15 protein-coding genes are annotated in these 19,853 nt (G+C 68.1%); 11 read left to right on the forward strand and 4 right to left on the reverse strand.

Translation table 11 applies throughout. From position 1 onward, the window contains the following. Window positions 1–5: 5 nt before the first annotated feature. Entirely contained in the window at window positions 6–842 is an 837-nt protein-coding gene (locus GGQ80_RS07240; RefSeq protein WP_246346929.1) for an amidohydrolase family protein, read from the forward strand. Here GGQ80_RS07240 and GGQ80_RS07245 read toward each other — a convergent pair. Continuing rightward, on the reverse strand, window positions 818–1,366 hold the full coding sequence (locus tag GGQ80_RS07245; protein ID WP_183983219.1) for a septal ring lytic transglycosylase RlpA family protein: 549 nt from the start codon (window positions 1,364–1,366) through the stop codon (window positions 818–820). The genes GGQ80_RS07240 and GGQ80_RS07245 overlap by 25 nt on opposite strands. Window positions 1,367–1,449: 83 nt before the next feature. Here GGQ80_RS07245 and GGQ80_RS07250 point away from each other — a divergent pair, with 83 nt between their 5' ends. After that, complete coding sequence (locus tag GGQ80_RS07250; protein WP_183983220.1) at window positions 1,450–2,778, forward strand: MFS transporter; 1,329 nt, start codon at window positions 1,450–1,452, stop codon at window positions 2,776–2,778. A 13-nt stretch (window positions 2,779–2,791) separates the two neighbouring features. Here the strand turns inward: GGQ80_RS07250 and GGQ80_RS07255 are convergent, their stop codons facing one another. After that, window positions 2,792–5,068, reverse strand: coding sequence for a glycoside hydrolase family 3 N-terminal domain-containing protein (locus GGQ80_RS07255; protein WP_183983222.1), 2,277 nt, complete (start codon window positions 5,066–5,068; stop codon window positions 2,792–2,794). A gap of 159 nt (window positions 5,069–5,227) precedes the next feature. On the opposite strand from GGQ80_RS07255, the gene GGQ80_RS07260 reads away from it, so the two are divergent. From GGQ80_RS07260 to GGQ80_RS07285, 6 genes are all read left to right on the forward strand, one after another. Further along, complete coding sequence (locus GGQ80_RS07260) at window positions 5,228–6,220, forward strand: substrate-binding domain-containing protein (RefSeq protein WP_183983224.1); 993 nt, start codon at window positions 5,228–5,230, stop codon at window positions 6,218–6,220. 4 nt (window positions 6,221–6,224) lie between these two features. Continuing rightward, on the forward strand, window positions 6,225–7,643 hold the full coding sequence (locus tag GGQ80_RS07265) for a glucoamylase family protein (RefSeq protein WP_183983226.1): 1,419 nt from the start codon (window positions 6,225–6,227) through the stop codon (window positions 7,641–7,643). Between the two features lie 96 nt (window positions 7,644–7,739). After that, complete coding sequence (locus GGQ80_RS07270; RefSeq protein WP_183983228.1) at window positions 7,740–9,296, forward strand: tryptophan halogenase family protein; 1,557 nt, start codon at window positions 7,740–7,742, stop codon at window positions 9,294–9,296. Window positions 9,297–9,423: 127 nt separating this feature from the next. Further along, entirely contained in the window at window positions 9,424–12,441 is a 3,018-nt protein-coding gene (locus GGQ80_RS07275; protein WP_183983230.1) for a TonB-dependent receptor, read from the forward strand. Window positions 12,442–12,465: 24 nt separating this feature from the next. Next, window positions 12,466–13,143, forward strand: coding sequence for a DUF6445 family protein (locus GGQ80_RS07280; RefSeq protein ID WP_183983231.1), 678 nt, complete (start codon window positions 12,466–12,468; stop codon window positions 13,141–13,143). A gap of 2 nt (window positions 13,144–13,145) precedes the next feature. Beyond that, on the forward strand, window positions 13,146–14,954 hold the full coding sequence (locus tag GGQ80_RS07285) for a family 43 glycosylhydrolase (RefSeq protein ID WP_221364234.1): 1,809 nt from the start codon (window positions 13,146–13,148) through the stop codon (window positions 14,952–14,954). 2 nt (window positions 14,955–14,956) lie between these two features. Here GGQ80_RS07285 and GGQ80_RS07290 read toward each other — a convergent pair whose 3' ends face one another. Beyond that, complete coding sequence (locus tag GGQ80_RS07290) at window positions 14,957–15,811, reverse strand: MipA/OmpV family protein (protein ID WP_183983233.1); 855 nt, start codon at window positions 15,809–15,811, stop codon at window positions 14,957–14,959. Window positions 15,812–15,908: 97 nt separating this feature from the next. Between GGQ80_RS07290 and GGQ80_RS07295 the strand changes: the two genes are divergently transcribed. Further along, window positions 15,909–16,691, forward strand: coding sequence for a hypothetical protein (locus tag GGQ80_RS07295; protein ID WP_183983234.1), 783 nt, complete (start codon window positions 15,909–15,911; stop codon window positions 16,689–16,691). A 3-nt stretch (window positions 16,692–16,694) separates the two neighbouring features. On the opposite strand, the gene GGQ80_RS07300 is transcribed toward GGQ80_RS07295, so the two are convergent. Beyond that, window positions 16,695–17,711 (reverse strand): LLM class flavin-dependent oxidoreductase, encoded by a 1,017-nt coding sequence (locus GGQ80_RS07300; protein ID WP_183983399.1) that lies wholly within the window; start codon window positions 17,709–17,711, stop codon window positions 16,695–16,697. Window positions 17,712–17,884: 173 nt separating this feature from the next. On the opposite strand from GGQ80_RS07300, the gene GGQ80_RS07305 reads away from it, so the two are divergent. Together GGQ80_RS07305 and GGQ80_RS07310 are read left to right on the forward strand one after the other, a co-directional pair. After that, window positions 17,885–18,832, forward strand: a complete 948-nt coding sequence (locus GGQ80_RS07305) for a UDP-2,3-diacylglucosamine diphosphatase (protein WP_425506024.1) — start codon at window positions 17,885–17,887, stop codon at window positions 18,830–18,832. Then, window positions 18,829–19,851 carry a glycosyltransferase gene (locus tag GGQ80_RS07310; protein WP_183983235.1) on the forward strand — a complete coding sequence of 341 codons (1,023 nt, stop codon included), beginning with the start codon at window positions 18,829–18,831 and terminating at the stop codon, window positions 19,849–19,851. The genes GGQ80_RS07305 and GGQ80_RS07310 overlap by 4 nt, the downstream gene beginning before the upstream one ends. Window positions 19,852–19,853 lie beyond the last annotated feature (2 nt).

The raw sequence follows: 19,853 nt of genomic DNA on the forward strand, positions 1-19,853 counted from the left end.
GTGCCATGTTGGACGTCATCGATTCGCATTTTCACCTCTGGTCGCTGACAAACCCGGGGCATCAGTGGCCGACGCCGGACATGCCGGCGCTCTATCGCGATTTCACCGCGGACGACCTGCGCAGGGCGGCGGCCGATGTGCGACTGGCCGGCGGGGTACTGGTCCAATCGCAGCCGACGGATGCCGACACCGACTGGATGCTGGCCGTGGCAGCGACGGAGCCGTTGGTGCTGGGGGTGTGCGGCTGGGTCGACCTGGCCGCCGCCGATGTGCCGCGGCGGATCGCCGAACTTGCCGCGATGCCCAAGCTCAGGGCGCTGCGGCCGATGCTGCAGTCGATCGCCGATACCGAATGGCTGCTGCGCGACGCATTGGCGCCGGCGATCGCGGCGATGATCGAGCATGGGCTGCGGCTCGACGCGCTGGTTCAGCCACGGCACCTGCCGATGCTCGCCGAGTTCGTCGATCGCTGGCCTGCATTGCCCGTCGTCATCGATCATGCCGCCAAGCCGCGTGCGGCGACGCGCGAGATGGATCCCTGGTGCGACGACATCGCGGCGCTGGCGGCGCGCGGGGTCTATTGCAAGCTGTCTGGCCTGCGCACCGAGCAGGGGCCCTATCAGCCGGCGCGGGCGCTGAAGCCTTATATCGACCATCTCGTCATCGAATTCGATCAGCGGCTGATGTGGGGCAGCGACTGGCCGGTGCTGCTCCAGTCGGGTGACCGCTACGACCGCTGGCTCGACGATGCGATCTGGCTGACCGACCTGGCGGAATGTGCGCAGGCGCGGTTGTTCGCCGGCTGCGCCCGCGAATTCTACGATCTGCCGCCGTCGAGCTGAGCGCGCAGATTTTGCAGGATCGGTTCGGCTACGGGAGCCAGCGGCGCGGCGGGCTTGCCGGCGCGGAGGCGGCGACGGTCTTTCTCGCTGGGCTCGACGATGCGCACGCGGACGGCGGCGGGGGATGCGGCGGTCAGGCCGAGCGAGGCGGCGGCGCCGCGCGACAGGTCGAGGATCCGGCTGTCGCCGCCGGCAAACGGGCCGCGATCGTTGATCCGGACCACCAATCGTCGCCCGGTCGCCAGCGCGGTAACCTCGACATAGGTCGGCAGCGGCAGCGTGCGATGCGCGGCAGTCAGCCAGCGGGCGCGGAACCGCTCGCCATTGGCGGTGCGCTTGCCCGACTCGTTGCCGTACCAGCTGGCATAGCCGAGCATGTCGTAGGTGGGATCGGCGGCGGGAACGTAGCTGCGGCCGCGGACAGCATAGGGGTTGCCGATCCGCACGGGATCGTCGCTGACCGGGCGATAGCCGCTGGCGCAGGCGGCGAGGGGCAGGGCGGCGAGAAGGACGAGGCGGCGCATGGCGGAGCTCATGGCGCGGAAGAGCGTCGCCGGTCCAGCCATGCCCTCGACTTTCCCCGCGGATCGGTCGACAGCCCGCGGCGATGATCGAGGAGCGGGGAGAGGGGCGCGTCGGGCGATGGCGGCTGATCGGCTTTGCCAGCGGCGACTTCGCGTTCAACCTCTATTGGCAGAGCGCGATGCTCTACCTGCTGTTCTACTACACCGACGCGCTTGGCCTCGGCATGGAGGCGGCGGCGGCGATGTATCTGGTCGCGTCCTGCTGGGACGGGGCAGTCAGCTTCGCGGTGGGGGTGCTCGTCGATCGCTATTGGCCGCGCCAGGCGATGCGACGCGCGCTGGTGCTGGGCGCGGTGCCGTTGGGGCTGTCGTTCGCGCTGGCCTATGCGCCGCCGCCGGTCGGCGGCACGGCGGGAGCGGCGATCGTGCTGGCGGGACATCTATTGTTCCGAACCGCCTATGCGCTGGTCAATATCCCCTATCTGGCGCTGTCGGGCCGGGTGAGCGGCGACAGTCGCGACCGATCGTTCGTCGCCGGCATCAGGATGCTGGCGGGGACGGCGGCGGCGGTGCTGGTGGCGCTGGGAACGGTGCCCCTCGGCAGCGCGCTGATGGGCGTTCGTGGCGGACCCCAGGCGTTTCTGGGGGCGGCAATGCTATTCGCCGGCATCGGCAGCGTGATCCTGATCCTGGTCGGTTGGACGTTCCGCGATGCACTGGTTGCCGATGATGACGACGCGCAGACGGCGCCGTTCTCGGTCCTGGCCTCGCTCGCGGCGACCGCAGGCAATCGCGCGTTCGTGACGCTGGCGGCGGCGATGATGGCGATGATCGTCGCGGTGTCGGTGCTCGACAAATCGGTGCTCTATTACTTCAAATATGCGCTTGGGGACGAAGCGGCGGGGCATCTGGCGCTGGCGGCGATGATGGCGGTCAGCGCGGTGGCGGTGCCAATGTGGATGGGAATCGCGCGGGTCATCGGCGTCAGGCGATTATGGTTCGTTGCAAGTGGGTTGTGCGGGATCGGCCTGACGGTCTTCGCGCTCGCCGACCTGCCGCGGACCGGGGCGATGCAGCTGTTCCTGGTGACGATGCAGGCAGGGACGGTGGCGCTGCACTTCGCCTTTTGGTCAATGCTGCCCGATGCGATCGACTGGGGGCGGCGGGCGCATGGCATGCGTGCCGACGGGGTGGCGTTCGGGCTGGTGGCGCTGCTCCAGAGGCTGGCGATCGGGGTGGCGACCGCGATGCTTGGGCTATCGCTCGGCCAATCGGGCTATGTCGCCAACAGCGCCCAGTCGCCGGAGACGCTGACCGCCCTGCGGGTGACGATCGCGCTGGTGCCGCTGGGCTTCTTCATGCTGGCGGCGGTGATGATGGCGCTTAACCCGCTCGGTCGGCGAGCGGGTTGAGCCAATTGTCGTTTTAGCGAACCAGTTCGAACGTCCCATGGGCGCCGTCGGCCTGGGCGGAAGGCGCGATCCAGACGTCGAAGGTGCCCGGCTCGACGGTCGGCTGAAGGTCCTGGCCGAGGAACTGGAGCTGCTCGCGGGTCAGGGTGAAGGCGACATGCTCGCTCGCCCCCGGCGCCAGCGCGACCTTGCGATAGGCCTTCAGCTCGCGGACGGGGCGGGTGATCGTCGCCACCCGGTCGCGAATGTAAAGCTGGACGACTTCCTCGCAGGCACGGGTGCCGCCGTTGGTGATCGTCGCCGCGATCTCGATCCGGCCGTCCCACGCCATCGTCGCGGGCACGGTGATCGCGCCATAGCCGACCTTGCCATAGGTCAGCCCGTGACCGAACGGATAGAGCGCCGCATTGGGGGCCGTGCGCCACTGCGCCTTGTAGGGCTCACGCGGACCGGCGGGGGCGGGGCGGCCGGTCGCCTTGTGGTCGTAGTGATAGGGTTCCTGGCCGCTTTCGTAGGGGAAGCTCATCGGCAGGCGGCCCGAGGGCGAACAGGCGCCGAACAGGACGTCGGCGATGGCGTTGCCGCTCTCCGAGCCAAGGAACCAGGTGACAAGGATCGCGGGCGCATCGCGCACGGCGCCCTCGAGCGCCAGGCCGCGTCCATTCTTGAGCAGCACGACGATCGGCTTGCCGGTCTTCGCCACCGCCTCGGCGAGCGCCATTTGCGGTGCGGGCACGGTGATCGAGGTGCGCGACTGCGCCTCGCCGGACATGCCTTCGCTCTCGCCGATCGCGAGGACGACGATGTCGGCAGCCTGCGCTGCGGCGACCGCGGCGTCGATGCCGCCGGCCAGCGGCTCCTCTACGCCCGAACCCGGCGTCGTCGAGACGTTCGTCGCGCCGGCGTTGCGCAGGCCGGTGACGAGATCGACCGCCTGGTTGTTGTCGCCATAGACCACCCAAGGTCCATTGAGGTCGTGCTGGCCGCTGGCGAACGGGCCGATCAGCGCGATGCGACGGTTCTTGTCGAGCGGGAGCAGGTCGCCCTCGTTCTTGAGCAACACCATCGCCTTGCGACCCGCCTCGCGCGACAGCGCCAGCGCCGCCTTGGTGCGCGAGCGGGTCTTCTCGCGCTTCTTGTCGATGCGGCGGAAGGGATCGTCGAACAGGCCGAGCTGCTGCTTGACGGCGAGGACGCGGCGAACCGATCGGTCGACTAGTTCCTGCGGCACCGCGCCCTCGCGAACCAGCGCGGGGACGTGGAGGGCGTACAGGTTCGACTGCATCGACATGTCGACACCCGCCAGGAAGGCGATGCGCGCCGCATCCTTGCCGTCGTTGGCGAAGCCGGCGGCGATCATCTCTTCGTCGCCGGTATAGTCGGAGACGATGATGCCGGGGAATTTCCATTCGTCGCGCAGCACCTGCTTCATCAGCCAGGGATTGCCGGTCGCGGGGATGCCGTTGATCTCGTTGAACGAGGCCATGCCACTCATCGCGCCCGCGTCGAAGCCGGCCTTGTACGGCGGCAGGTAGACCTCGCGCAGCGTTCGTTCCGACAGGTCGACGATATTATAGTCGAGCCCGCTTTCGGCGGCGCCATAGGCGGCGAAATGCTTGATGCAGGCCATCACCGCGTCATCGGCGGCGAGGCTCTTGCCCTGGAAGCCGCGGACGCGCGCGGCGGCGAACAGGCGGCCGAGCATCACGTCCTCGCCCGCGCCTTCCATCGTCCGGCCCCAGCGCTGGTCGCGGGCGATGTCGACCATCGGGAAGAAGGTCCAGTCGATGCCGGCGCCCGCCGCCTCATAGGCGGCGACGCGCGCGGTGCGCATCGCGAGGTCGGGTTCGAAGCTGGCGGCCTCGGCGACGGGCACCGGAAAGATGGTGCGATGGCCGTGGATGACGTCGGCCGCGAAGATCAGCGGGATTTTCAGCCGCGACCCGCGCATCACCGCCTGCTGCATCCGCCGCGCCATCTCGGCACCGTTGCCGTTGAAGACACCGGTCAGCTTGCCAGCGACGGCGTCGGCGATCTGGCCATCGAAGCTAGGGCCGGTGGAGGGAGGATTGAGCGCGGTCGCGACACCGCCACCCCAGGCCGCGGCGTTGAGCTGGAGCTGGCCGGCCTTCTCCTCGAGCGTCATCTTGCCGATCAGCGCCTCGATCGATGCCGGCAGTGCCATCGCGTCGGTCTGGGCCAGCAATGCCCGCGCCGGGCTGCTGGCCCAGGCGGCGACGGCACCTGCACCCAGCAACGCCGCACGGCGCGAAATCGTGGTGTCGGTCATGATCCTCGAACTCTCCCCTTGCCGGCCGCCCGCCCGTCGAAGGCTTTTGGCGTTGACCGATGCTTGTAACCGGTTACACACGCCATGTCCGTCGCACAAGATGCAGCCATGCGCTATCGCGACGGACAGTCGTACTGCGTTGAGGGGGGAGGGGTTAGCGTGAGGTCGGCATCCGCCACGATCCGCGATGTGGCGCGGGTGGCAGAGGTTTCGGTGGCATCGGTGTCGCGCGCGCTGAACGGGCATAGCAGCGTCCATCCCGACACGCGCGCCCGCGTCGTGGCCGCCGCCAAGACGCTGGGCTATGTTCCCCATGCGGGTGCGCGCAGCCTGTCGATGGCGCGGACGCATGCGATCGGCGTGGTGCTGCCCGACCTGCACGGCGAGTTCTTCTCCGAAATCGTGCGTGGCATGGACCGCGAGGTGAGCGCGCGCGGCTATCACCTGTTGCTGTCGAACATGCACGCCGACGCCGCACTGGCGGCGCAGGCGATCCGGTCGATGCGCGGGCGCGTCGACGGGCTGATCGTGATGGCGCCTCAGCTCGATGCCGAGGGGCTGGACGATGCGCTGCCGCCCGATCTGCCTGCGGTACTGGTCAACGCGCACGACGACATCGGTCGTGCCGGCTTTCGCGTCGACAATGCGGCGGGCATCGCGGCGGTGGTTCGGCATCTCGTCGACGGCGGGCGGCGCAAGCTGGTCCATGTCGCGGGGCCATCGGGGAACATCGATGCCGGCGAGCGCCGTGAGGGGTTCCTGACGGCGATGGCCGAGCATGCGCCCGGCGTCGAGCCGGTGGTGATCGAGGGCGACTTTCGCGAGGCATCGGGCGCGACCGCGGTCGGGCTGCTGCGCGCCCGAGGGCTAGCGTTCGACGGGATCGTCGCCGCCAACGACATGATGGCGCTTGGCGTCATGGCGGCATTGCGCGAGGCGGACATCGCCGTGCCGCGCGCCGTCGCGGTGACGGGCTTCGACGACGTGCCGCTCGCGCGCTACCTGGGGCTGACGACGGTCCGCGTGCCGATCGCCGACATGGGCGCGCGTGCGGTGGCGCGACTGATCGGCGCCCTCGAAGATGCCCCGCTCACCGACGACGTCGAAACCATCGATACCGACCTCGTCGTCCGAACGACCACAGGAAGCTGACCGCATGACCATCGCCCTCGATCGCAGGACGCTATTGGCCCGCGCGCCGCTGGCTGCGGGAGCCGCGCTGATACCGGGCGCAAGCGCGCTGGCGGCGACGCCCGCGCTGCCGCGCTGGTTCGACGATCTCGAGCATCGCACCTTCCGCTACTTCTGGGACCTCGCGAACCGCAGCAACGGGCTGGTGCCCGACCGCTGGCCGACACCGTCGTTCGCGAGCATCGCCGCGGTCGGCTTCGCGCTCACCGCTTATCCGATCGGGGTCGAGCGTGGCTGGATCAAGCGCGATGAGGCGCGCGGCCTGACGCTGACGACGCTGCGCTTCTTCGACCAGGCGAAGCAGGGCGATGCCGAGAGCGGCGTCAGCGGTCACCAGGGCTTCTTCTACCACTTCCTCGATATGGAAACGGGCACGCGCTATCGCGATACCGAGCTGTCGAGCGTCGACACCACACTGCTGTTTCTCGGCATACTGTTCGCCGGCGCATGGTACGACCGCGCCGACCCGGTCGAAGCGGAGATCAGGCGGCTCGCGGCGCGGATCACCGACCGCGCCGACTGGCCGTGGTTCACCAACGCGGGCGGCACGGTGTCGATGGGCTGGCATCCCGGCAAGGGTTTCATCGAGCGCGCGTGGGACGGGTACAACGAGGGGATGATGGTCTATATCGTCGGCCTCGGCAGCCGCGGCAAGCCGCTGGCGGACGGGGCGTGGGACGCGTGGGCCAAGACCTATCCCGGCTTCTGGCGCGGTGAGGGCGGGACACGGCACCTGGCCTTCGCGCCGCTGTTCGGCCACCAGTACAGCCAGATGTGGATCGACTTCCGCGGCATCCGCGATGCGGCGATGCGCGAGGCGGGGCTCGACTATTTCGAGAACAGCCGCCGCGCGACCTATGCCAACCGCGCCTACTGCATCGCCAATCCGATGCGATGGGACGGCTATGGCCGCGACGTCTGGGGCCTGACCGCGTGCGACGGGCCAGGTAATTTCCAGCTGCCGTTCAAGGGGCGGACCGCGGAGTTCTTCGGCTATGCGGCGCGCGGGCCGCTGGGGCAGCCCGACGAGCGCGACGACGGCACGATCGCACCGACCGCGGCGCTCGGCAGTCTCGCCTTCGCGCCCGAGATCGTAGTGCCGGCGGCGGCAGCGATGAAGCGCTGGCCGCGGCTGTACGGGCAATATGGCTTCCTCGACAGCTTCAACCCGTCGTTCCGCTATACCGACGTCAAGCTGGAAACCGGATCGGTCGACGCCAAGAGCGGCTGGGTGGCGAAGGACTATCTCGGCATCGACCAGGGCGCGATTTCGGGCGCGATCGCCAATGCGCGGGACGAGGGGGTGTGGCGGGCGATGCGGCGCTCGCCGACGATCCGGCGCGGGTTGCAGCGGGCGGGGTTTACCGGCGGGTGGCTGGGCTGATCAACGTCATCGCGAGCGCAAGCGAAGCAATCCATCGCGTCCCGGTCCGTCGCTGGATTGCTTCGCTCCGCTCGCAATGACGGCGTAAGGTAGAGCATGACGAACACCGATCACCCCAATCCGCCGCTCAAGACCATCACCATCGTCGGTGGCGGTACGGCGGGATGGATGACGGCGGCACTCCTCTCTCGGCTGTTTCTCGGCGCCTACACGATCCGCCTGATGGAGAGCGAGGAGATCGGCACGATCGGCGTTGGCGAGGCGACGATCCCGGCGATCCGCACCTTCAACGGGCTGGCCGGGATCGACGAATATGAGATGGTCCGCGCCACCCAGGCGACGTTCAAGCTGGGCATCGAATTCCGCAACTGGCGCAGCCCCGGGCACAGCTACATCCATGGCTTCGGCAAGATCGGGCAGGATCTCTACTGGCTGCATTGCCACCAGTTCTGGCTGAAGGAGCAGGCGGCGGGACGGGCGAAGCATCTCGACCACTATGCCCTCAACACGCTGGCGGCGCGGATGAACCGCTTCGCCATGCCCGATCCGAGCAACCCGCACTCGCCGCTCGCCGATATCGACTACGCCTATCACTTCGACGCCTCGCTCTTCGCGCGGTTCCTGCGCGGGCGGGCCGAGGCGGCTGGGGTCGAGCGGATCGAGGGGCGGATCGTCGCGGCCAACCGGCGTGGAGAGGACGGTTTCCTCGACCATGTCATGCTCGCCGATGGGCGGAAGATCGACGGCGACCTGTTCGTCGACTGTTCGGGCATGCGCGGGCTGTTGATCGGCGATGCGATGGGCGTCGGCTATGAGGATTGGAGCCAGTGGCTGCTGTGCGACCGCGCGCTGGCGGTGCCGAGCGCGCGGGCCGGCGAGCTGACGCCCTATACCCGCTCGACCGCGCATGGCGCGGGGTGGCAGTGGCGCATTCCGCTGCAGCATCGCACCGGCAACGGTCATGTCTATGCGAGCCGCTTCGTCGACGACGATGCGGCGGCGGCGACGCTGATGGCGCACCTCGACGCGCCGGCGCTCGACACGCCGCGGCCGGTCCGCTTCCACCCGGGCAAGCGGCACAGGGCGTGGGAGAGGAACGTCGTCGCGCTCGGGCTGGCGGGTGGGTTCCTCGAGCCGCTCGAATCGACGAGCATCCACCTGATCCAGACCGGCATCCTGCGGCTGATCGCGCTGTTTCCGGGTCGCGGCTTCAACGCCGCGGACATCGACGAGTACAACCGGCAGACCGACTTCGAATATCGCGACGTGCGCGACTTCATCATCGCGCATTACAAGGTGACGGAGCGAGAGGACACCGAGTTCTGGCGCTACCTCAAGCATATGGACGTGCCCGACAGCCTGACCGAGCGGCTGGACCTGTTCGCCGCCTCGGCGCGGTTTTTCATGCATGGCAAGGCGGAGCTGTTTCGCGAGGAGAGCTGGGTGCAGGTGCTGCTGGGGCAGGGGCTCAAGGCGCACTATGATCCGATGGTCGACATGATCCCCGCCGATCAGGCGAGCGCGTTCCTGAAGGACGTCGAGGAGGTGATCGCCGACGTCGCCGCCGGGCTGCCGACGCATGAGGCGTTCATCGCCCGCCACTGCCGTGCGCCTGCCATGAGTGTGGCTGCCGGGCAACAGTCGTCGCGATAGTTAATCGGGCTTCGCGGCGTCGGTTGTAACCGGTTACGGGTAAGCGTAACCGGTTCCATAAGCCCTGCGGCGCCACGGGCCATCCGTGCGCGCAAAGAGGGGCGGTGGTTTAGTGAGGGGAACCGACATGGCATCCAGCATCTATCGTGCGCAGCTTCGCCGCGGCATCTCGGCGGTAGCGGTCGCCGCTGCGCTCGTGATAAGTACACCGGCGCTGGCACAGACGACATCGACGCTGCGCGGGCGCGTCGCCGGTGCGCCGGCTGGCACTGCCGTCACCATCACCGACCTGACGACCGGCCAGGTCATCAACGGCCGCACAAATGCGGCGGGCGACTACACAATCCCCGGCATCCGCCCCAGCACCTATCGCATCGCGGTCGCGGGCCAGCGTCCCGAGCAGGTCGTGGTACCCGTCGGCCAGATCATCACCGTCGACCTCGGCACCGCGGCGGGCGCCGCAGAGAGCGCCACCACCGAAACCAATGCTCAGGGCGGGGCCGGATCGGGCACGGGCAGCGACATCGTCGTGACCGCGCGGCGCACCCAGGAAGTGCGCACCGCCGAAGTCGCGACCAACGTGTCGCAGCAGCAGATCGAAAGTCTGCCGCAGAACGATCGCAACTTCCTGAACTTCGCCGCGCTTGCGCCCGGCGTCGCGGTGACGCCCGGCAACGGTGCGCGCCAGGTGCAGGCAGGCGGCATCAGCGCCGACAACATCAACGTCTACATCGACGGCCTCAGCCTGAAGAACCAGGTCAACCACGGCGGCGTCGCCGGCCAGAACTTCAGCCGCGGCAATCCCTTCCCGCAGCTGGCGGTGCAGGAGTTCAAGGTCGATACCCAGAACTTCAAGGCCGAGTATGAGCAGGCCGGATCGGCGATCATCACTGCAGTGACCAAGTCGGGCGGCACCAGCTTCCACGGCACGCTGTTCGGCGAGTGGCAGCCCAAGTCGTTCATCAGTCGCCCCTATTTCGACCGGCCGGGCAAGGCGAACAACCCCGACGGCACGATCCCCAAGCCCGATTACGATCGCAAGCAATATGGCGGGGACTTCGGCGGCCCGATCATCAAGGACGTGCTGCACTTCTACGGCGCGTTCGAGGCGACCGACCAGCGGCTGCCATCCAATTCGGTGCTGCTGCAGACGTCGCAGGGCATCCCCCAGGCGATCGCCAGCCAGTACAACGGCAGCTATCCGCAGAGCTTCAACCAGAAGCTGTACTTCGGCAAGCTGACCGCTTTCGCGTCGGCGGCCGACACGATCAACTTCAGCGTCTTCCTGCGCCGCGAGAGCAACCTGGCGGACTTCGGCGGGACGTCGGTGCCGTCGCACGGTCACTTCCTGCAGTCCAAGATCGACCAGTATCAGCTCGAGTGGAACCATCGTGGCGACGAGTGGCTGAACGAGGCGACGCTCGCCTATAACAAGGCGTTCAACGGCACGCCGCGGGTCGCCGACGGTCCCGAGATCATCCTGGGCGTGCCGGGCGGCGTGCTTGCGGCGCTGGGCGCCAACGGCTTCGAGCAGTACGACAACCAGAAGAGCGTCACGTTCAAAGACAACGTCACCTTCTTCAGCGGCGCGCATGTCGTGAAGGCGGGTTTCCGCTTCGCCGCCAGCACCCTGTCGCGCGCCGAGGACAATCTCGGCAACGGCGCCTACTATTTCACGCCGCAGACCTTTACGTCGTTCGATGCCTCGACGCCGCAATCTGCGCAGATCTCGGTCGTGCCGGTCCGCGCGGCGTCGGTTAACAACAACCAGGTCGGCTTGTTCATCCAGGACGACTGGACGGTCGACGAGCATTTAACGATCAACGCCGGCATCCGCTGGGATTACGAAGACAACGCCAAGAACGACCGGTTCGTGACCCCCGCGCCGATCGCCGCCGCGCTGCGCGCATACCAGCCGTGGAAGGCGGCGGGAATCAACCCGGAGGACTACATCTCCACCGGCAGCAACCGTAAGCCGTATTGGAAGGCGTTCCAGCCGCGCGTCGGCGTGTCGTACGACATCAACGGCGACCGCGACACGGTGCTGTTCGCCGGTGCCGGCCGCTATTACGACCGGCCGCTGTTCATCACCTCGGCGATCGAAACCATCAAGGCGGTGTACCAGCGCACGCTGCTGCTGAACTTCTGCGACGGCAGCGGCCAGCCGACCTGCGCGTCGGTGCGAGCGGGCAACGGCGGCGCGCTGCCGGCGACGACGCTGGCGTGGAACCCGGCGTACAAGAACGTCGATACGCTCCGCGCGGCCGCAACCGCGACGGGTGTCGGCGGTGAGGTGTGGCTACTCAACAACGACACCAAGCTGCCCTTCTCCGACCAGTTCAACATCGGCGTGCGCAAGCGGCTGGGTTCGATCCAGACGTCGATCACGCTCAGCCACATCCGCAGCCACAACATCTTCAAATATGTTCGCGGCAATCGCCTGCCGAGCGGGCAGTATACGTCGCAGGGCGACCAGTGGATCGAGGACGGCTTCCCCGCGCAGGGCCTGCTGCCCGGCTATAGCGGCAAGCTGAACATCGGGTCGAACGACGGCAAGGCGACGTACAACGCGGTGTACTTCACTGCCGAGAAGCCGTTCGTCGCGGGATCGAAGTGGGGCTTCACCAGCACGCTGACGATCCAGCAGGCGAAGAGCAACGTCGCGCAGGAGCTGCAGGGCGACGAGTTCTACAATGGCCCGCGCGTCGATGCCTATGGCACCAACTTCGTCGCCGGTGTCGAGAAGTGGCGCTTCGTCGGCACCGCGATCGCGCGCGGTCCGTTCGATACGAAGCTGTCGGTGACGGGCACGTTCAGTTCGGGCCCGTCGTTCGGCCAGGTGATCTTCCCGGCCGATGGCCAGCGGGCCCCGGAAAACGCCTGCTGCTACGGTAATTTCGGCGGCGTGTTCTGGCCGGGGACGTTCCTGGGCTATTCGAGCGTCGATGCGCGGATCGCCAAGAACTTCAAGATGCCCTGGGGTCACGACCTCGAGATCAACTTCGCGGCGTTCAACCTGTTCGATTCGGTGAACCGCAACTACTCGGCCTGGGGCGCCGGGGCCGGCCGCAACCCGACGAAGGAAGAGAATGGCACCGTCGGTGTCGGTCGGTCGTTCCAGGTCGGTGCGCGCTACAAGTTCTGAGGCACGCGAGGGGCGCGGGGTCGCATGACGCCGCGCCTGCTCCGTGTCGGGCAGAGCGATAGCCCCGTCGTAATCGTCGACGACGTGATCGGCGACACCGCGGCCGTGATCGACCTGGCGGCGGCGATGGCGCCGTTTCCCGCCGTTGCTGGGAGCTATTACCCCGGTGTGCGACGGGTGCTGACCCCCGCCGACGGCGCCGCGCACGGCTATGCGACCGCGCTCCTCCAGGCGGTGGCGCCGTTCATCGGCGGTGCCTTCGACGTCGACGGCTTCGACTGGATCGAGGGCAGCTTTTCGATGGTCACGACCCAACCGTCGGCGCTGGCAGCGGCGCAAAGGGCGCCGCATTTCGATGCGGTCGATCCGGGCTATATCGCCGTCCTCCACTATCTGGCCGACACGCCCGGCAGCGGCACCGCCTTCTATCGCCAGCGCGCGACCGGGATCGAACGGGTCGATGCCGGCAATCGCGAAGCGCTCGTGGCGGCGGCGCGGCGCGATAGCGAACGTTTGATTGGCTACACCAACGCCAGCAACGCGGCGTTCGACCAGATTGGCGTGGTCGAGGCGAAACGCGATCGCGTCGTGATCTATCAAGGGTGCCTGCTGCACTCGGGGATCATCCCGGCCGACATGCCGCTCAGCGCCGATCCGCGGGTCGGCCGGCTGACGACCAACCTCTTTATTCAGGCACGATGATGATGATCCGCTACCTGCCGCTCTTCGCCCTCATGCTGTCGGTGCCGGCCAATGCCGCGACTTACGCCAATCCGGTGGACGTCGACTACCGCTACAACTTCGAGCAGGTGAACGAGGGCGTCTCGTACCGCACCGGCGCCGACCCGGTGATCGTGCCGTTCAAGGGCGCCTATTACCTGTTCCTGACGCTGGCCGATGGCTATTGGCGATCGACGGACCTGGTGACGTGGCGCTTCGTGACAGCGAGCCGCTGGCCCGCCGAAGGGATCGTCGCGCCGGCGGTGACGTCGGACGGCGAGCGCCTGCTTATCATGCCGTCGATGACGGGGCAGGGCGCGATCTATACGACCAGCGACCCGGCGAGCGGCAAGCTTGATTATTACGTCCGCCGCCTGCCGAACCTGCCGGGGGCGGTAAGGTCGGGGTTCGAGGATGCGATCAAGCCGGGTCAGGTGCCGCCGGGGCCTTGGGACCCCGACCTGTTCCGCGACGATGACGGGCGTTGGTATCTCTATTGGAATTCGTCGAACGTTTTCCCGATCTATGGCGCGCCGATCAGCATGGCGGACGGCAAGCTTACCTATGGCACGCCACGTGAATCACTGGTCTTGCTCGATCCGGCGCGGCACGGGTGGGAGCGGTTCGGCCAGGACCATAGCGGCACGCTACCCGACGGGACGCCGATCAAGCCCTTCATGGAAGGGGCGTGGATGACGAAGGTCGGTGGGCGCTATTATCTGCAATATGGCGCGCCCGGCACCGAGCACAATGCCTATGCGACCGGCGTGTACGTCGGCACGTCGCCGCTGGGTCCGTTCACCTATGCGGCGTATAATCCGGTCGGGTACAAACCCGGCGGGTTCGTCCAAGGCGCAGGGCACGGCAACACGTTCCAAGACGTCCATGGCAATTGGTGGAACACGGGGACGCCGTGGATAGGCTATAACTGGACGTTCGAGCGGCGCGTCGGCCTCTGGCCGGCAGCGTTCGAGGCGGACGGACAGATGCGGGTGTCGACGCGGTTCGGCGACTTTCCGCAGCGGATGCCGACGGCGCGCGTCAGCGATCCCGACGCGCTGTTCACCGGCTGGATGCTGCTGTCCTATCGCAAGCCGATGACGGCGAGCGCGAGCGTCGCCGGTCATCCGCCGACCGATGCGGCGGACGAGAATCCGCGCAGCTTCTGGCTGTCGCCCAGCAAGGCGCCGGGCGCGACGCTGACGGTCGACCTGGGCGCGGCGAAGACGGTGCGGGCCGTGCAGGTCAACTTCGCCGACTATCAGGCGGGGCGGTTCGGCGATGCCGCCGACATCTACACCGACTTCCGGCTCGAGCACTCGCTCGACGGGCGGCGATGGTCGCCGCTGGCGCGAACCGAGCCGCCGCGACGCGACCGGCCCAACGCCTATTTCGAACTGCCGCGGGCGGTGCGCACCCGCTACGTCCGCTACGTGCATGGCCATATCGGTGGCGCGAACCTGGCGGTCAGCGACCTGCGCGTGTTCGGCAACGCCGATGGCGCGCCTCCCGCCGCGCCGATGCTGGCGGAGGCGTCGCGGGGTAGGGACCAGCGGGACGCGACGATCCGCTGGCGGCGCGTACCGGGCGCGGTCGGCTATAACGTTCGCTGGGGGATCAAGCCCGATCGGTTGGCGCTGACGTACCAGCTGTTCGCCGATCGCGTCGCCGCGGGCGAGGCGGCAACGCTGCCCTTGCGTGCCCCGACGGTGGGGCAACGCTATTACGTCGCGGTCGAGGCGTTCGACGAGGCGGGCGTCTCGAAGCTGAGCGGGGTGGCCGAGATCCGCTAGCGCTATAGCCCGAAGCGGAAACCATAGCCGAGGCCGAGCGACGCCTGGAGCCGCTCGCCGCGTTCGCGGACGAGTGGCGATCGGCCGGCCGGATCACCGAGATAGTCGATGCCGGTGAACAGCGTCACCGCGCTGCGCCGACCGATCGGCCTAACCAGCGTGCCGCCCAGACCTGCGGACAGCAGGCCGCCGCGCGGACGATAGCGGGCGAGTCCGGTGGCGCCCGACTGGCGCGCGTCGATGCCGAAATAGGGGCGCATGAAGGCCGCGCTCGCCAGCGTGACGCGCGGGCCGACGCTGTAGCTGAAGCCATTGCCGCGACCCTGGCGGGCGAACCCCAGGTCAGCGAGGATGCCTTCGTGCCCGCCACCCAGCCCCTTGCGCACTTCGGCGCGCGCGCGCCAGCCACGGCGGGGGCCGAACTGCTTCTCTAGGAAGCCGCCCGCTTCCGCCGTCGCCAGAATATTGCCGAGCCCACGCAGCGCGTCGCTGCCGCCGGCGACCAGGAACGGCGAGCCGCCGTCGCGGTCGTCGCGGCCGAAGCGCAGCTTGACGAGCGGCCCGGCCCGCCACCCATCGCGGCGCAGCGCGTTCCACCCGAGCCCGTCGGGAACCGAGGCGAACAGGACGTCGCGATAGGCGACGCGAAGGTCGGGGAAGATCGACAGCGAATAGTCCTTGGACCCCAGCCACGCCGGGCCGACGACGGGCGCCGCCCCGATCGTGACGGACCAGCCCTGCGGTACCGTGCCGGCCGGTGGACCGGCAACCGGGGGGCGGGCGGCCTGCTGGGTGGTCTGTGCGGCGGCAAGACTGGGAAACGCTGCCAGGCACAGCGTGATGAAAGCGATACGCATGTCGATCCTCTCCCGAAGGACTGATCGCTCCTGTCGCAGCTTTGGTCACGCTGGGCCAGAGCACGAAACCGACGTCGGACAGACGGGTTGAGCACTCATGACCACGTTCGCCCGCCCCGCCGCCGCACGGCATGCCGATGACACGGCACGGATCGCCGTCATCGCCTTCGCAATTCTCCAGATACTGACGCCGGTGTTGCCGACTTTGGGCATCGGCATGCCGATCGGATCGCAGTCGAATAGCGTGCGGACGTTGATCACGCCGGCAGGGTGGGCGTTTTCGATCTGGGGCGCGCTCTATACGGGCTCGCTGCTGTTCGCGGTGTACCAGGCCTTGCCGGGTCAGCGCGACAACCGGCTGGTGGCGCGGCTTCGTTGGCCGGCGGCGGGGGCGTTCCTGGGCAACGCCGTGTGGGCGGCCTATACGCAGCTGCTCGGGCTGAACATCGTGTCGGTGGCGATCATCGGCTGGACGCTCGGCTGCCTGATCGTGGCGTATCTGCGGATCACCGCGGCGGGTCCTCGCTACACGACCGGTGAGCGCTGGCTGGCGGTGCTGCCGCTCAGCGCGCTGACGGCGTGGCTGACCGCGGCGACGATCGTCAACGTCGCGGCGTCGCTTCGCTTCCATGGCGTCGAGGCGGGTGAGGGCGCGCCGGCGATCTCGGCGCTGATGGTTGCGATCGGGGGCGTGATCGCGGGGCTGACCGTCTATCGCGGCCGCGGCAACCTGGCCTATGCGATCGTCTTTTTGTGGGCGCTGGCCGGGATCTATGCCGCGGGGGGACAGCGGGCGGGCATCGTCGCCGCATCCGCCGCCATCGCGGCAATGCTGGTCGTGGCGGGCACCGCGCTAGGCGCCCGCCGAGCCCGGAGCTGATCCTCAGCGCCAGTCGAGCGCCGGCGCGACATGGGTCAGGATGCTCTCGATGACGTGGGTGTTGTACTCGACGCCAAGCTGGTTGGGGACGGTCAGCAGCAGCGTATCAGCTTCCGCGATCGCCTCATCGGCGCGGAGCTGGTCGATCAAGGCATCGGGCTCGGCGGCGTAGGAACGGCCGAAGACGGCGCGCATGTTGTCGATGACGCCGATCTGGTCGGAACTGTCGCCGCGACCGAAATAGGCGCGGTCCCGGTCGTTGGTCAGCGCGAAAATCGAACGCGATACCGATACGCGCGGTGCGCGCTGATGGCCCGCCTCGGCCCAGGCGGCGCGATAGGCGCGGATCTGACGCGCCTGCTGGACGTGGAAGGGCTCGCCGCTCTCATCGGCCTTCAGCGTCGAGCTTTGCAGGTTCATCCCCATCTTCGCCGCCCAGGCCGCGGTCGCGTCGGACGCCGAACCCCACCAGATGCGGTTCCGAAGTCCGGCCGAGTGCGGCTCGATGCGCAAGGGGCCGGGCGGGTTGGGGAACATCGGGCGCGGGTTGGGCTGGGCAAAGCCTTCGCCCTTCAGGATTTCCATGAATACCTCGGCATGGCGGCGGCCCATGTCGGCGTCGCTTTCGCCGGGTGCGGGGGCATAGCCGAAGTGGCGCCAACCCTCGATCACCTGCTCCGGCGAGCCGCGACTGATGCCGAGCTGTAGCCGGCCACCGGCGATCAGGTCGGCCGATCCCGCGTCCTCCGCCATATAGAAGGGGTTCTCGTAGCGCATGTCGATGACGCCGGTGCCGATCTCGATCCGGCGGGTACGGGCGCCGACCGCGGCGAGCAGCGGGAAGGGTGAGGCGAGCTGCTGCGCAAAATGATGCACGCGGAAATAGGCGCCGTCGGCACCCAGCTCTTCGGCGGCGACGGCGAGGTCGATCGACTGGAGCAGCACGTCGCTCGCCGAACGGGTGGCGGAATGGGGCGTGTCGGACCAGTGGCCGAACGACAGGAAACCGATCTTCTTCATGTTCCAGAAGATCGGATGATCGCCGTCGTGGTGCAATGGCAGGACCAGCCGCATTACGGCAACGCTACGTCTTCAACTTGTCACCGATCCTGCACGGCAGTGTCTTGAAGTACGGATAGAGAACCAAGGCAGTCGAGGAACCCTGTTCCTTCATTCTCCCAAGGAGAAGAGCCATGGCTTCGCTGCCGCTACTGCCCGAAACTGCCCGCGAGGGTCGTCGATCCAGCCGCCCGGTGCCTCCCTTCGCCAAACTGCCGGCGTGGATGAGCGAGCAGGAGGACGATCGCGGCGACGGTGGGCTGGAGCGGGCGCGGACGCGCTATCGGACGATCTTCATCTCCGACCTCCATCTCGGCACCGCAGGATCGAATGCGACGATGCTGCTCGATTTCCTGAAGCGGAACGAGTGCGAGACGCTGTACCTGGTCGGCGACATCGTCGACGGCTGGCAGCTGCGCAAGGGCTGGTACTGGCCGCAGGCGCATAACGACGTGGTCCGCGCGATCCTGAAGATGGCGAAGCACGGGACGCGCGTGATCTATGTCCCCGGCAACCACGACGAGCATTTCCGCGATTACGTCGGTCTGGAATTCGGCGGGATCGAGCTGCTCGACGACGACATCCACACCACCGCCGACGGACGCCGGCTGCTGGTGATCCACGGCGACCAGTTCGACAATGTCGTCCTCTATCACAAGTGGCTCGCGTTCCTGGGTGACGGTGCCTACACGCTGCTGCTCAAGAGCAACCGCTGGGTGAACCGGGTGCGGCGGATGTTCGGCCTGCCCTATTGGTCGCTCGCCGCGCATATGAAGAAGCGGGTGAAGAACGCGGTATCGTTCATCTCGCGCTTCGAGGAAGTCGTCGCGCATGCGGCGGCCGAGCGCGGCGTCGAGGGCGTGGTGTGCGGGCACATCCATTCCGCCGAAATCCGCGCGTTCGGCGACGTGACCTACTATAACGACGGCGATTGGGTGGAGAGCTGCACCGCGCTGGTCGAGGCGGCGGACGGCAGCCTCAGCATCATCGACTGGGCCGAGCAGACCCGCGCCGAGGCGATGGCGGAGCGGGTGCGCGAGCGCAGCCGGCCGCAACTGGTGCCGGTCGAGGCGGTGGCGTGAGGATCGCGCTGGTCAGCGACGCCTGGAGCCCGCAGGTCAACGGCGTGGTCCGCACGCTGACGACGACGGTCGAGCTACTTCGCCAGGGCGGGCATGTCGTGGAGACGGTGACGCCCGACGGCTTCCCGACCTTGCCATGCCCGAGCTATCCCGAGATCAGGCTCGCGCTCGGATCGGGGCGCGGTGTGCGGCGGCGGCTGGAGGCATTCGCGCCCGAGGCGGTGCATATCGCCACCGAAGGACCGCTCGGATGGGCGGCGCGGCGCTGGTGCGTGGCGACCGGACGGCCGTTCACGACGTCGTTCCACACCCGCTTTCCCGATTATCTGGCGGTGCGGACACGGCTGCCGGCCGATCTGTTCTGGGCCTCGTTCCGCCGTTTCCATGCGCAGGCGGAGCGGGTGTTCGTCGCGACGCCGACGCTCGAGGCGGAACTGCGCGCGCGCGGTCTGACGCGGCTGCATCGCTGGGGGCGCGGCGTCGACCTGGCGTTGTTCGGGCCGGATGGCGAGCGGCTGGCCGAGATGGCGGGGCTGCCGGGGCCGATCATGCTCCACGTCGGTCGCGTGGCGCCGGAGAAGAATATCGAGGCGTTCCTCGCTCTCGACCTGCCGGGCAGCAAGGTGGTGGTCGGCGATGGTCCGGCGCTGGCGACGCTGCGGCGGCGTTATCCCGAGGTTTTGTTCCTCGGCGCGCTACGTGGCGAGCGGCTGGCGGCGGCGTATCGCAGCGCCGACGTTTTCGTCTTTCCCAGCCTGACCGATACCTTCGGGCTGGTGATGGCGGAGGCGCTGGCGAGCGGCGTACCGGTGGCGGCTTATCCGATCGCTGGGCCGCTCGACGTCGTGACGCCGGGCGCCGGCGTGCTGGACGCCGACCTGGCGACCGCGGTTCGGGGTGCCCTGATACTCGACCGTAGCGACGTCGCCGCGGCGGGGCGGCAATTCGACTGGTCCCGTTGCACGCGCCAGTTCCTCGATGGGCTGACGACGGCGACGCCGTACGCGCAGGCGGCCTAGCG

Source organism: Sphingomonas jinjuensis, assembly GCF_014197105.1.
In the GTDB taxonomy this organism is placed as follows: Bacteria; Pseudomonadota; Alphaproteobacteria; order Sphingomonadales; family Sphingomonadaceae; genus Sphingomonas; species Sphingomonas jinjuensis.

Excerpts from the sequence above, each read along its gene's own strand:
- GGQ80_RS07240 (WP_246346929.1), top strand. The coding sequence starts at position 6 with ATGTTGGACGTCATCGATTCGCATTTTCACCTCTGGTCGCTGACAAAC.
- GGQ80_RS07245 (WP_183983219.1), bottom strand. The coding sequence starts at position 1,366 with ATGCGCCGCCTCGTCCTTCTCGCCGCCCTGCCCCTCGCCGCCTGCGCC.
- GGQ80_RS07250 (WP_183983220.1), top strand. The coding sequence starts at position 1,450 with ATGATCGAGGAGCGGGGAGAGGGGCGCGTCGGGCGATGGCGGCTGATC.
- GGQ80_RS07255 (WP_183983222.1), bottom strand. The coding sequence starts at position 5,068 with ATGACCGACACCACGATTTCGCGCCGTGCGGCGTTGCTGGGTGCAGGT.
- GGQ80_RS07265 (WP_183983226.1), top strand. The coding sequence starts at position 6,225 with ATGACCATCGCCCTCGATCGCAGGACGCTATTGGCCCGCGCGCCGCTG.
- GGQ80_RS07270 (WP_183983228.1), top strand. The coding sequence starts at position 7,740 with ATGACGAACACCGATCACCCCAATCCGCCGCTCAAGACCATCACCATC.
- GGQ80_RS07275 (WP_183983230.1), top strand. The coding sequence starts at position 9,424 with ATGGCATCCAGCATCTATCGTGCGCAGCTTCGCCGCGGCATCTCGGCG.
- GGQ80_RS07280 (WP_183983231.1), top strand. The coding sequence starts at position 12,466 with ATGACGCCGCGCCTGCTCCGTGTCGGGCAGAGCGATAGCCCCGTCGTA.
- GGQ80_RS07285 (WP_221364234.1), top strand. The coding sequence starts at position 13,146 with ATGATCCGCTACCTGCCGCTCTTCGCCCTCATGCTGTCGGTGCCGGCC.
- GGQ80_RS07290 (WP_183983233.1), bottom strand. The coding sequence starts at position 15,811 with ATGCGTATCGCTTTCATCACGCTGTGCCTGGCAGCGTTTCCCAGTCTT.
- GGQ80_RS07295 (WP_183983234.1), top strand. The coding sequence starts at position 15,909 with ATGACCACGTTCGCCCGCCCCGCCGCCGCACGGCATGCCGATGACACG.
- GGQ80_RS07300 (WP_183983399.1), bottom strand. The coding sequence starts at position 17,711 with ATGAAGAAGATCGGTTTCCTGTCGTTCGGCCACTGGTCCGACACGCCC.
- GGQ80_RS07305 (WP_425506024.1), top strand. The coding sequence starts at position 17,885 with ATGGCTTCGCTGCCGCTACTGCCCGAAACTGCCCGCGAGGGTCGTCGA.